The organism is Bifidobacterium callitrichos (genome assembly GCF_008698085.1).
Taxonomy (GTDB): domain Bacteria; phylum Actinomycetota; class Actinomycetes; order Actinomycetales; family Bifidobacteriaceae; genus Bifidobacterium; species Bifidobacterium callitrichos.
Window position 1 is genome coordinate 133,235 of the sequence record NZ_RZJP01000003.1, and the last position, 13,041, is coordinate 146,275.

General features: G+C 64.6%; 7 protein-coding genes. 2 read left to right on the plus strand and 5 right to left on the minus strand.

Features of this window, described 5'->3' with window-relative positions; genetic code table 11:
• Window positions 1–93 precede the first annotated feature (93 nt).
• Entirely contained in the window at window positions 94–2,430 is a 2,337-nt protein-coding gene (locus EMB92_RS07600; protein WP_150394388.1) for a hypothetical protein, read from the minus strand.
• A 152-nt stretch (window positions 2,431–2,582) separates the two neighbouring features.
• Complete coding sequence (locus EMB92_RS07605; RefSeq protein WP_150394566.1) at window positions 2,583–4,376, minus strand: bifunctional metallophosphatase/5'-nucleotidase; 1,794 nt, start codon at window positions 4,374–4,376, stop codon at window positions 2,583–2,585.
• A 165-nt stretch (window positions 4,377–4,541) separates the two neighbouring features.
• Here EMB92_RS07605 and EMB92_RS07610 point away from each other — a divergent pair, with 165 nt between their 5' ends.
• On the plus strand, window positions 4,542–6,314 hold the full coding sequence (locus EMB92_RS07610; protein WP_150394389.1) for an acetolactate synthase large subunit: 1,773 nt from the start codon (window positions 4,542–4,544) through the stop codon (window positions 6,312–6,314).
• Window positions 6,315–6,415: 101 nt separating this feature from the next.
• On the opposite strand, the gene EMB92_RS07615 is transcribed toward EMB92_RS07610, so the two are convergent.
• Window positions 6,416–9,010 (minus strand): ATP-dependent Clp protease ATP-binding subunit, encoded by a 2,595-nt coding sequence (locus tag EMB92_RS07615; RefSeq protein WP_150394390.1) that lies wholly within the window; start codon window positions 9,008–9,010, stop codon window positions 6,416–6,418.
• A gap of 139 nt (window positions 9,011–9,149) precedes the next feature.
• Here EMB92_RS07615 and EMB92_RS07620 point away from each other — a divergent pair, with 139 nt between their 5' ends.
• The gene (locus tag EMB92_RS07620) at window positions 9,150–10,115 is read left to right on the plus strand and encodes a universal stress protein (protein ID WP_150394391.1); all 966 of its coding nucleotides are present in this window, start codon (window positions 9,150–9,152) and stop codon (window positions 10,113–10,115) included.
• Between the two features lie 167 nt (window positions 10,116–10,282).
• Here the strand turns inward: EMB92_RS07620 and pyk are convergent, their stop codons facing one another.
• On the minus strand, window positions 10,283–11,725 hold the full coding sequence (gene pyk / locus EMB92_RS07625) for a pyruvate kinase (protein ID WP_150394392.1): 1,443 nt from the start codon (window positions 11,723–11,725) through the stop codon (window positions 10,283–10,285).
• A 261-nt stretch (window positions 11,726–11,986) separates the two neighbouring features.
• Window positions 11,987–12,982 carry a TerC family protein gene (locus EMB92_RS07630; RefSeq protein ID WP_140444411.1) on the minus strand — a complete coding sequence of 332 codons (996 nt, stop codon included), beginning with the start codon at window positions 12,980–12,982 and terminating at the stop codon, window positions 11,987–11,989.
• Window positions 12,983–13,041 lie beyond the last annotated feature (59 nt).

The window sequence follows — 13,041 nt, forward strand, 5'->3', positions numbered from 1 at the left end:
ACACGTTCACCAAGACGAATGGCCGGTCGGCGTAGGATGCGCCGACCGGCCATTCGTCGTTTCGGGTGTCGTTTCGGGTGTCGTTTCGAAAGGCTAGCGCTTGCGGGTGCGGGTCGTGTAGTTCTCCAGATGTCGTCCGATCGCCCCGATCACGATGCGTCCGGTGTCCGGATTCCACGCGAAGTAGACGCGCAGCGAGGCGTCGTCCTCCCGGTTGCCGATGCGCAGATGGGGCTCCATGAGCAGGGTCCGGCCGTGGTCCTCGATCTGTCGCAATCGCATGAACTTGGCGTCGCGATGCGTCTGCTGACCTTCGTTTTCGGCCAGTTCGAACCCTCCCACGTCCGGGTACGTCCTGAACCGGTCGCCCGGATTGCCGCTGCCCTGACCGGTAGAGTAGATGTCGTAGACCGCCGTGCAGATCAGCTGCATGGCCTGCCAGACCAGAGACGGTTTGGTGACACACTCGCGCAACGTGCGCCATGCGTTGTCGTGCACGCTGATGCGATCCGGATACAACGTCTCGTAGAAGCGGACGATGTCCTGATCGTACCGGCTGTTGGACACCCGGCTGTTCGAGACGAGTTTCGCGGGCAGCTTCGCCGAAAGCAGTCCGCGTGCGGCCTCGAGTTCCGCCGCCACGCCGGAGCCCGCCACACGCGCCATGATGCGCTGCCTCAGCTGCTCGTTCTTGCGGGTCAGCTCGCCCATCCGTCGTTCGTACTCGCGCGCCTCGTGTTCGAGCCGTCGGTTGTCGTCGTTGAGCAGGGCGATGATCTGCGCGTCCTCGTTCTGGTCCGCCATGGTGCGCATGCCAGTGACGCCCGGTCCGCCCGTCACGCCGTTGCCGTTCGGCGCGACTTCGGCCGTCCTGTGTTGCGCCGTCATGGCCCGCAGCTCGCGTTCCGCCTTGTTCGCGCGACCCTTGAGTGCGATCTTGTCGGCGCGCAGACGCATCATCGACCGTTCGAGCAGATCGCGTTCCTCATCCATCTGGTTCTGACGGCGTGAGAGACGGTCGTTGTCCTTCTCCAGATCGCGGATTCTGTCATCGTATGCGGCCCGTTCGCGTTCCGTCTGACGCTCCAGTCGTTCGATCCTGTTCGCCGACTCCTTGAGCTGGCGTTCGAACCGCACCGATTTCGCCGTCTCCTCATGCCGGTTTCGCACACGCAGGATGGAGTCCACGTCCACCGTCATGTCGGGCATCCGCTCTTCGAGCAGGTCGCGCAGCAGCAGCGTCGCCGCGTCCCTGGTCCGGGTGCCGTCGGTCGGAGGCCAGATGGCGTCGCGCCACGTCGTCCCGTCAGTCCGCGTATCCGTATTATCCGTATCCGCAGCATCCGCGACGGACCGAGTGAGGCTCCGATACGCGTCGATCTGGGCGCGGGTCACGCTCGGATGCCGGCCCAGTTCGCTCGTGATCAGTCGCGCCAGCTTCGGATCCTCGTCCGGATCGTCATCGCATGCGGGGAATGCGGGATGCGCCGCGTAGACGCGCACGGCGTCGGCGCGCGGTGACGAGCCCGGCATCCGTGCGTCGAAGACGCGTCGGATCTCGCCGATGGCGCGCATATCGCGCGGCACGCACACCATCATGTCCGGAAACAGCATGTCGTGCAGCGCGCCGACGTCGATCAGGGGACGCCGCGTACCGGCGTCGATACCGACGACCGCCAACGGTACATCGCGCTTGGGATCGGACACGATGTCCCACAGGTCGTGTGCGCTGATGCGGGAGCGCGTCCCGTCCTGCGCGACGCCGCCCACCCCTTCCGCATCAGGTGCGGCCGACTGTGCCGTCGCAGTCAGATCCATCATCGTCAGCGGCACGCTGGAGCATTCGCAGATGAGGCGCTCGTTGTCGATCAGGAACCGCAGCAGGCGCGGCGGACGGGGATCCGGAACATCCTGCGCGACGCCGAAGCCGGATCGCTCGTCACGATACGAGACCGCGATATCCATGACCAGCGAACGAGCGTGACGGGCCGCACCGTCGTCCGGCTCGGACAACGCGATGTCGGTGCGCCACATCCGCGGGAACCGACGCAGCGACTCGTCGGGGTCCATGACCATGACCCGCTCCTGCACACGGCACGCCCACGTTTCGATCTCGCCGTCCGCTCCCCTGATGCTGCAGGCGGTGCCCTGCACGTCGGACCGGGCGTGACGCAGCGTGCTCACGAAGGTCATCTTCGGCAGGTCGCCGCCCATCTCCCATGAATTCCAGTACCGTTTGGGCCAGAACATGGCGTTGAGATACTCCACGGAATACGGCGAGGCGTCCTTGCCGTACGTGTCCTCCAACCAGTCGCGCACCGACCAGACGATGGCGCGGATGAGTCTGCTGCGATCCTCCCCCGCGGACCGCGGTACACCGAGCCGAACACTGAACCGTGTGCGATACCACGCGGTAAACCCCTGCTCCACATCGTCTCCTTGACGTGCCGATACGTGCCACGAGCACACGGCCGTCATGCATGCCCCATGTAATGACCGACATTCACTCATCGGACCACTTACATGGCCATGGTATCACCGTTCATCCTGCGGTTTCCATGGAATGGACGCGATGGGATGGTTCACACCAGCACGGTACCGGTCACGGGCGCCGAGAATCCGACCTTCGGATGACGTGAGAGATAGTCGACGAGCGCCTGCCCGTATCCCTTGTCGAGCTCCCGGTAGTCGGTGCCGGCACGGAAGGCGGTGTATCGGTCGCCTCCCTGCAGGAGGAACGAGTTGGATGCCGCGATGACCAGATCGTCGTCGTCGATCGGCCTGCCGTCGATCTTCAGGTCGACGATCGAGACGCTGCCGGCGTCCTCGACGCTCTCCCCCGGCACCAACGGCGCCTTGCCGTCGGTGGTGTATCGGTAGGAGACGTTGGACGACACGCCGAGACGGGAGACGACGAGCCGTCCGGCCTTGCCCCTCCACTGCTGGGCGAGCACCGCCTTGAGCTGGCGTCCGGTGAGCACGCGCTTGGACACCTTGAACTGCAGGGCCATCATGCTGTCCACCTCGCGCAGACTGATCTTGCCATCGCCGTTCACATCGAGGTTGTCGGTGCGCAGGCTGCCGTCGTTGGAGAAGCCGATGACGGGGATGCGGTCGCCCGCGTAGAAGGCGCGTCGTACCGCGTCGCGTTCGGCGTCGGCGACCAGCATGCCGAGCGCGCTTTCGGTGCCGTGCGACGCCACCTTGCCGAAGTACGCGCCCTTGGCGATGGTGCCGACCACTCGCGAGCCGACCCGATCGGCCCGATCCGCGGCGTCGGCGTAGATGTCGTCCGTGCGCTTGACGATGGGCGCGGTATCATCGGCGCCCGCCGACTGCCATGCCGCCTGCCCCACATGCGCGCCGTTCCAGCCCTCCACGAGTCCCTTCAGATCGTAGACGCCCTTGGCGTTGGCGGTCTGGGTCATGCCGTTGCCGAGGTCCACGTCACGCACCTCAACCTTCGCGTGGCGTCCGGAACCGGTGATGACCAGATCCTGCACGGCCATCTGCCTGCCGAACGACCCCGCCTCGATGACCGGCGCGCCGGCGGCGGTGCGTCCGCGCTTGATGGCGTGGCTGTGGCCGGTGTAGACCAGATCCACGTTGCCGTCGATCGCCTCGCCGCGCTTCGTGCCTTCGGCGGCGCTGGCGTCGGCGTGCAGGAGCGCGACCACCGCGTCGGCTTCGCCGTTGGATTCGTTGCCGTCGCGCAGCCTGTCCGCCACGCGGTTGATCGCATGGACGGCGTCCTCGGTCAGATCGGCGTCCTTGGTGATCTGAGGAGTGGCCACGGCGCCGAGCGCGTCGGTCAGCGCGCCGACGAATGCGATGCGCTTGCCGTTGACCTTGCGGATCACGTAGTCCTTGACGCGGCTCAGCTTGCCGTTCGGGGATTTGTTGGCGGCGGATATGTTCGCGCACAGCCAGTCGATGCCGTTGGCCGGGTCCGCGATGCGGTCGTTGAAGTCCTTCACGCCGCGGTCCAGCTCGTGGTTGCCCATCGCGGAGATCGTCAGCCCCCATGCGCGGGCCATGTCGAGCGTCGGGCGATCCTGCTCGAACGCGGATTCGTATGGGCTGCCGCCGACCAGATCGCCGGCGGAGACCTTCACCATGGCTCCCGGGTTGTGGGCTTCGGCGAGCGCGAACGCCGAGGCGTTGTCCTCGCCGCGTTCGACGTGTCCGTGGAAATCGGTGATGTCGGCGATGGTCACCGTGCGCGTGTCGGATGCGCCGGCCCCGGGGAAGAGTGTGATTCCCGGGTTTGTCGCGGAGGCGCGGGGAACGATGAAGGCCGTTGCGGCCAATGCGATGACGACTGCGATGACGACCCCCGGTCGCCTGCCGGCCATTGTGCGCCGGCCCAACTTCATCCTGCTCACGTTTGCAACGCTATGCCCGGCGATTGAACGCATGTGGTGCCATACGCGACCCCGAGGTGAATTTCCGCCGACGCATCGGTGCGACGACGTTGGCACCCATTGCGCTCGTGATAGGCAACACGCATACGTAACATTGTCCGTTTAGATTCCTCTTGCATGACAACAGCAGTTGAGGAACAAGTGCAGGAACATCACGGCAGCATCCGGAACAACAATATTGGCAACGGCGTCACGGACACGTCGCACACCGCTTCGAAGTCGAGGACGCATGTGCGCACGGTGGCCGATCTGTTCGTCGAATGCCTCGTCAACGAGGGCGTGAAGACGATGTACGGCATCCCCGGCGAGGAGAACATCCCGCTGATGGAGGCGATCGCCCGAGACGGACGCATCCGATTCATCCTGACGCGTCACGAACAGGGGGCCGGTTTCATGGCGGCCACGCAGGCGCATCTGACCGGCAGGCCGGGTGTGTGTCTGGCGACGCTCGGACCGGGGGCGCTCAATCTGACGCTGCCGGTCGCGCAGGCGAATGCGAGCACAGTGCCGTTGGTGGCGATCTGCGCGCAGGGCAATGTGACGCGCCTGTACAAGGAGTCGCATCAGATCGTCGATCTGGTCTCCGTGTTCCGTCCGCTCACGCAGTGGACGTCGATGGTGGTGGAGCCGGCGTCGGTGCCGGAGATGGTGCGCAAGGCGTTCTCGATCGCGCAGCGCAACCGCCCGGGTGCGACCTGTCTGATCCTGCCGGAGGATGTGGCCGAGATGCCGGCGCCCGAGGACGCGCATCCGCTGCCGCTGCCCGATCCGATGGACTTCGCGCCGACCGAGGACACGATCGCGCGCGCAGTCGACATCATCCGCAGCGCGAAGCATCCGATCATCCTCGCCGGCAACGGCGTGGCGCGAGGTCACGCCGAGAATCGTCTGCTCGAGCTCGCCGAACAGCTCAACGTGCCGGTGGCGACGACGTTCGAGGGCAAGGGCGTGATCTCCGATCGCATCCCGCTGGCGCTCGGCGTGGTCGGGTTCATGCGTCACGACTACGAGAACTTCGCGTTCGACGAGGCGGATCTCATCATCGCGGTCGGCTTCTCGATCCAGCAGTTCGATCCGAAGAAGATCAATCCGAACGACGACAAGACGATCATCCACATCAATACGTTCATCGAGGACACGGACGCGCACTATTCGACGGCTCTGAACATCATGGGCAACATCGACACCACGCTGAAGGCGCTGATCGCCGCGCTGCGCGAGCATCGGATCACGTTCGGCGTATCGCATCCGAAGATCCATGAGCTGCTCACCGACGAATACGATGCGTATCTTCACGATGACTCGTTCCCGATGAAGCCGCAGCGCATCGTCGCCGACACGCGCCGCGCGATGGAGACGGACACCGACATCGCACTGGTCGATACGGGCGCGCTGAAGATGTGGATGGCGCGCCTCTACCCCACCTACTATTCCAACACGTGCGTGATCGACAATTCGCTCTCCACGATGGCGTGGACGCTGCCCGGCGCGGTGTCCGCCTCGCTGGAGCATCCGGGCAGGCCCGTGCTCGCGGTGATGGGCGACGGCTCGTTCATGATGAACGTGCAGGAGATCGAGACGGCGGTGCGCGTCGGCGCGCGCATCGTGATCCTCGTGTGGGTTGACGAGGCGTACGGTCTGATCAAGTGGAAGATGGACATCCATGACGGGGCGCACGAATACGTCGACTTCAACAATCCGGATGTGGTCGCGCTCGGCATGAGCTTCGGCGCGAAGGGCCATCTCATCGAATCGGCGGACGAGCTCTACCCCGTGCTGCGCGCGGCGCTGCGCTCGGGGTCGGGCATCGACATCATCGCCTGCCCGGTCGACTATTCGGAGAACATGAAGCTCATCGAGAAGCTCGGCGAGGTCGATTTCAGCGGCTGAGCGATGGTGAGGTCCGATCGGCCGATCGGCCCCGAAACGACATGAGGTCCCTGATTCCTTGGAATCAGGGACCTCATCGGCTATTTAGGGAGCTGAGAAGATCACTCCTGAGGAGCGTCGGCGCCATCGGCTTGGGCCGGGGCGTCACCGGACGCAGCCGGAGCGGACGCGCCGACCAGCTCGGGCTTGTCGCCCTCGCCCTCGGTGCCGTCGGCCTTCGGCTCCTCGAACGCCTCGCCCTTGAAGGTGAACTCGCCCAGGATGCCCTCGCCCTCGGAGTCGACCACCACGCGCTGGCCGTCCTTGAGATCGCCCATGAGGATCTTCTCCGAGATGGCGTCCTCGATATCGCGCTGGATCACGCGACGCAGCGGACGGGCGCCGAGCAGCGGGTCGAAGCCCTTCTGCGCGAGCAGGTCCTTGGCCGAGTCGGTGAGCTCGAGCGACATGTGACGCTCGAACAGACGATCGTTGAGCTGCTTGATGTCGAGATCGACGATCTGACGCACCTGCGGCTCGGTGAGCTGCTTGAAGACGATGATGTCGTCCAGACGGTTGAGGAACTCGGGGCGGAACTGCTGCTTGAGTTCGGCGCTCACCTGCTCCTTCATGCGCTGGTAGCTCGACTCGGTGTTGGAACCGAGGTTGAAGCCGGTGTTGGCGGCCTTGGCGATATCACGCGTGCCGAGGTTGGTCGTCAGGATGATGATCGTGTTCTTGAAGTCCACCTTGCGGCCCTGGCCGTCGGTCAGATGACCGTCGTCGAGCACCTGCAGCAACGTGTTGAAGATATCCGGATGGGCCTTCTCGATCTCGTCGAACAGGACGACGGAGAACGGCTTGCGGCGCACCTTCTCGGTGAGCTCGCCGCCCTCCTCGTAGCCGACGTACCCCGGCGGCGCACCGAAGAGACGCGAGGCGGCGTACTTCTCGGAGAATTCGGACATGTCGACGCGGATCAGCGCGTCCTCGTCGTCGAACAGGAACTCGGCGAGGGTCTTGGCCAGCTCGGTCTTGCCCACGCCGGTCGGACCGGCGAAGATGAACGAGCCGGACGGACGCTTCGGATCCTTGAGGCCCACGCGCGTGCGGCGGATCGAACGGGACAGTGCGGAGACCGCCTCGTCCTGACCGATGATGCGCTTGTGCAGCTCGGCCTCCATGTTGAGCAGCTTCTTCGACTCGGCCTGAGTGAGCTTGAACACCGGGATGCCGGTGGAGGAGGAGATGACCTCGGCGATCACGTCCTCGTCCACGACCATCTTGGAGTCGGATTCGCCCTCATGCCATGCGGTCTGCCTGGTCTTGAGATCGGCCTGCATCTTCTCGAGGCTGTCGCGCAGCGACGCGGCCTTCTCGAAGTCCTGGTCCTTGACGGCCTGCTCCTTCTCGGCGGAGACCTTGGTGACCTTGTCCTCGAGCTCCTTCAGCTCCGGAGGCGTGGTCAGACGCTTGATGCGCAGACGCGCGCCGGCCTCGTCGATCAGGTCGATGGCCTTGTCCGGCAGGTTGCGGTCCTGGATGTAGCGCGCCGACAGCTCGGCGGCCGCCTGCAGGGCGCCGTCGGTGATGGTCACGTGGTGGTGGTTCTCGTAGCGGCCGCGCAGACCCTTGAGGATCTCGATGGTCTCGGCGACGGTCGGCTCGTGCACCTGAATCGGCTGGAAACGACGTTCGAGGGCCGCGTCCTTCTCAATGTACTTGCGGTACTCGTCGGTCGTGGTCGCGCCGATGGTCTGGAGCTCGCCACGCGCGAGCATCGGCTTGAGCATGTCGGACGCGCCGAGCGCGCCGTCGGCCGAACCGGCGCCGACGATCGTGTGGATCTCGTCGATGAACAGCACGATGTCGCCACGGGTCTTGATCTCCTTGAGGACCTTCTTCAGACGCTCCTCGAAGTCGCCGCGGTAGCGGGAGCCGGCCACCATGGAGCCGAGGTCCAGCGAGTAGACCTGCTTGCCCTTCAAGGTCTCCGGCACGTCTCCGGCCTGGATCTTCTGGGCGAGGCCCTCGACGACGGCGGTCTTGCCGACGCCGGGCTCGCCGATCAACACCGGGTTGTTCTTCGTGCGGCGGCTCAGGACCACCATCACGCGCTCGATCTCCTTGGAGCGGCCGATGACCGGATCGAGCTTGCCCTCGGCGGCCTCCTGCGTCAGGTTGCGGCCGAACTGGTCGAGGATGGCGGAGCCGGTCTTGTTGGACTTGTCGGCCACGCCGCCGGCGTTCGCCAGATCGCCCTTGGCATCGGCGGTGCCCGAGTTGCCGCGGATCATGTCGATGGTGGTCGAGCGCAGCTCGCCCAGATCGACGTCCATCTTGATGAGCACCTGGGTGCCCACGCCCTCGCCCTCGCGGATGAGACCAAGGAGGATGTGCTCGGTGCCGATGTAGCTGTGGCCGAGCTGCAGCGCCTCGCGCAGGCTCAGTTCGAGCACCTGCTTGGCGTGCGTGGTGAAGGGGATGTGACCGTTGGACGTCGCGTTGCCCTTGCCGATCATCTCCTCGACCTGCTTGCGGGTGGCGTCCAGCTCGACGCCCTTCGCGGCGAGCGCCTTGGCCGCCACGCCCTCACCCTCGCGGATCAGGCCGAGCAACAGATGTTCGGTGCCGATGTAGTTGTGCTGAAGGGCTCGCGCCTCTTCCTGCGCCAACACGATCACGCGCCGCGCACGGTCTGTAAACCGTTCGAACATACTTGTCCTTCCTCAATTGACACTGTGGTTCACTCTAGCGATTCGCGATGACGTTTGGCGACTTTCCGCCCATATTCCGCTCAAAACGTATCCGCGGCCATTATGCTGATGGTATAGCCACATTGATAGGAGGCACATGATGACCACACAGCAGTTTGACGCCGACATCGTCGTCGGTGTCGATGGCTCCGACGAGTCGTTCGCGGCGTTGAAGTGGGCGATGCGCGAGGCGGCTCTGACCGGGCAGACGATCAACGCCGTGTTCGGCTGGACGCAATCGTGGGATATGGGTTCCGAGCCGGACAGCAAGGAGGCGTGGGCCCAGATGCGCCACGACATCGCCGCCCAGCTGCGGCAGTGGGTGGATAAGGCGTCCGAGGGCATCGACTTCGATCCCGAACGTTTGAAGCTCACCTCGGTGAAGGCGTCCGGCACGTCCGCGCTGCTGCAGATCGGCAAGGATTCACAGCAGATCGTGGTCGGCCGTCGTTCGCTGGGACGTGTGGCGCGCTGGTTCATGGGATCCCTGTCCGCCTCGCTCGCCGAGGAGGCGGAGGTGCCGGTGACGGTGGTGCGCATCGCGGGCAGCGAGGACGAGACCGTGACCGACGACATCGCCAACGCCCTGACGCCGGTCGAGGAGAAGGTGCATTACGTGCCCAGCGAGGGCGTGGTCGAGGAGTCGCGTCGTCCGATCGTGGTCGGCGTGGACGGCTCCGAAACCTCGAAGCGCGCGCTGGAGTTCGCGATGCACGAGGCGCAGGTCCACGATTCACCGCTGCATGTGCTGTTCTGCTGGCAGCTGCGCGATCTCGGCCACATCGAAGGGTACGAGAACTCGGTGGCCCCGATCGAGGTCGGGCAGCGCCGCGCCGAGGAGCTGCTCAACGGTCTGATGAGCGATACCGCGGTGCCAGAGGGACTGGCCGTCCAGACGCATGCGTTCCACATCCCCGCCTCGAAGGGCCTGATCGCCGCCTCACGCTACGCCAGCCATCTGGTGGTCGGTTCGCGCGGCCTGAGTGGTCTGGACGCGCACTTCCTCGGATCGGTCTCACGTCAGATCGTCAACTTCGCCGAGTCGACCGTGACCGTCGTGCACTGACGGCGTGCGCGTTGATGCGTCGCGTGCGTGCGTATCAACGCATCAACGAGTGATCCCCCACCCTAAACGGATGGGGGATCACTCATATCCATCAGATCACGCGCACCGTTGTCAGTGCAGACGGCTCATTCCTCCGGTCTCACTGACGGCGGTGCGGTTGGCGCTGATCAGTCGCAGGCGCCGACGGTGTGGACGTAGATGGAGTCGGTGCTGCCCGGCTGGTGCAGACCCTGGGCGGAGCTCAGGATGACGACCTTGTCGCCGTTGGAGACCTTGCCGGCCTCGCGCAGGATCTTGTCGGTGAAGACCATGAGATCCTTGCGGGACTTGTCGTGGTAATCCTCGTCGAGCAGGAACGCCTCGGTGCCCCAGGACAGAGCCAGCCAGTGGTAGGTGTGCTCGTTGTTGGTGATGCCGTAGATCGGGGCGGCCGGACGCTCGCGGGAGACGCGGTGCACGGTGTTGCCGGTCTGGGTGTAGGCGACGATGGCCTTGGCGTTGAGCTTGTCGGCCAGGTCGACGGCGGCGGAGGAGACGGCGCCGGTGGAGGACATGTCCAGGTTCTTCAGAGCCGGGATACGGTCGAAGCCGTGCTCGGTGGCGAAGCCGGAGATGCGGGCCATGGTGGAGACGGTGACGGCCGGGTACTCGCCGACGGCGGTCTCGTTGGAGGTCATGGTGGCGTCGGCGCCGTCGAGGACGGCGTTGGCGCAGTCGGAGGCCTCAGCGCGGGACGGAACCGGGGAGTGGACCATGGAGCCGAGGACCTCGGTGGCCACGATGACCGGCTTGGCGTACTGGCGGGAGAGCTCGATGATGCGCTTGGTGGCCAGCGGGACCTCCTCGAGCGGGCACTCGACGGCCATATCGCCACGGGCGGCCATGATGCCGTCGAAGGTCTTGACGATGTCCTCGAGGTTCTCCAGAGCCTGCGGCTTCTCGATCTTGGCGACGATCGGGATGCGACGGCCTTCCTCGTCCATGATCTCGTGGGCGCGGTCGATGTCGGTGGCGAAGCGCACGAAGGACATGGCGATGATGTCGGCGCCGGTGCGGATGGCCCAGCGCAGGTCCTCCTCATCCTTCTCGGTCAGAGCCGGCAGGGAGACTGCGACGCCCGGCAGGTTGATGCCCTTGTGGGAGGAGACCGGTCCGGCGACGACGACCTTGGTGTGGACGTTGTTGCCCTCGACCTTGGTGACCTCGAGGCGGACCTTGCCGTCATCGATCAGGATCGGATCGCCCGGGTGGCAGTCGCCCGGCAGGCCCTTGAAGGTGGTGGAGGTGATGTGCTCGTCGCCCTCGATGTCGTCGGTGGTGATGACGAACTCCTGGCCTTCCTTGAGCTCGACCTTGTCCTCGCCCTCGGCGTTCTTCTTGAACCAGCCGCAGCGGATCTTCGGACCCTGCAGATCGACCAGCACGGCCACGTTGCGGCCGGCGGCCTTGGAGGCCTGACGCACGTTGTTGTAGACCTTGAGGTGGTCCTCAGGCGTGCCGTGGGAACGGTTCAGACGGGCCACGTCCATGCCGGCCTCAACGAGGCTGGTGATGCCTTCAAGGGACTCGCTGGCGGGGCCGATGGTGTCGACGATCTTGGCTTTGCGCATGTTGCCTATTCCTAACTTTGCAACGGACGGAACCGGAATGGCTCCGTTTTCCACTACAGCAGTGTACTAGGTTCCCTCCGGTGAATCCAGTTTTTCGTAAGGCGTGTTGTTAGCGCTCACAACCCAATGGCCGCAACAATGGGAACGCTCACGGAATCAGCCCTTCCAAGGCAATTCCGTGAGCGTTCCCATAGCGTTCACGATGCGGTAAACATCGCATCAGTCCCGTGGCCGGCGGCGGTTCCGCCTCCGGCCACGCCGTCACTTGGACGAGGCAGCGGGCTTCCCCTCCACCTGCTTCATCTTGACGACGGATGCGATCGCGGCGCCGCCGATCGCCACGACGATGACCGCCAGCGACAGCCAGGTCGGCACCTCGGGCACCCAGTGGACGCCCTGACCGCCGTTGATGAACGGCAGGGTGTTGCCGTGCAGGGCCTCCATGATGAGCTTGACGCCGATGAAGCCCAGCACGATCGACAGGCCGGCGGGCAGGTAGACGAGCTTGTCGAGCAGCGCGCCGAGCAGGAAGTACAGCTGCTGCAGACCAAGCAGCGCGAACACGTTCGAGGTGAACACGAGGAACGGGTCCTTGGTCAGGCCGAAGATCGCGGGGATCGAGTCGAACGCGAACATCACGTCGGTGGTGCCGATCGCGAGGAAGACGATGAGCATCGGCGTCCAGTAGCGTACGCCGTTTTTGGTGGTACGCAGCTTCTCGCCGTCGTATTCGTTGGAGATGCGAATCACCTTGCGCAGCGTGCGGATGATGCCGTTCTCCTTGTATTCCTCGTCATCGTCTCCCCCGGCGATGAGCTTGATGGCGGTGTAGATCAGGAACGCGCCGAAGATGAAGAACACCCAGGTGAAGCGGGTGATGAGCGCGGCGCCGATGAGGATGAAGATGCCACGGAAGATCAGCGCGACGGTGATGCCGACCGACAGCACGAACTTCTGCAGCTGCTTCGGCACGGCGAAGTTCGACATGATGATGACGAACACGAACAGGTTGTCGACCGACAGCGAGTATTCGGTGAGCCATCCGGAGTAGAACTCGATGGCGGGCTTCGAACCGGCGAAGTACCAGATGAATCCGCCGAAGATCAGCGCCATCACCACGAAGAAGGCGATATGCTGCACGCATTCCTTCGTGGAGGGCACATGCGGCCGCCGTCCGATGACGAACAGGTCGACGATGAAGAACAGGGCAAGCACCACGAACGTGGCGATTTCAAAAGCAAGAGGGGTTTCGGCCATGATTCACTACCCTAACCCATCATGTTGACGCCTATGTGTCCTGTTCCGCCCCGTCTCAT

Coding starts and splice junctions, on each gene's coding strand:
- EMB92_RS07605 (WP_150394566.1), bottom strand. CDS start 4,376: ATGAAGTTGGGCCGGCGCACAATGGCCGGCAGGCGACCGGGGGTCGTC.
- EMB92_RS07610 (WP_150394389.1), top strand. CDS start 4,542: ATGACAACAGCAGTTGAGGAACAAGTGCAGGAACATCACGGCAGCATC.
- EMB92_RS07615 (WP_150394390.1), bottom strand. CDS start 9,010: ATGTTCGAACGGTTTACAGACCGTGCGCGGCGCGTGATCGTGTTGGCG.
- EMB92_RS07620 (WP_150394391.1), top strand. CDS start 9,150: ATGACCACACAGCAGTTTGACGCCGACATCGTCGTCGGTGTCGATGGC.
- pyk (WP_150394392.1), bottom strand. CDS start 11,725: ATGCGCAAAGCCAAGATCGTCGACACCATCGGCCCCGCCAGCGAGTCC.
- EMB92_RS07630 (WP_140444411.1), bottom strand. CDS start 12,982: ATGGCCGAAACCCCTCTTGCTTTTGAAATCGCCACGTTCGTGGTGCTT.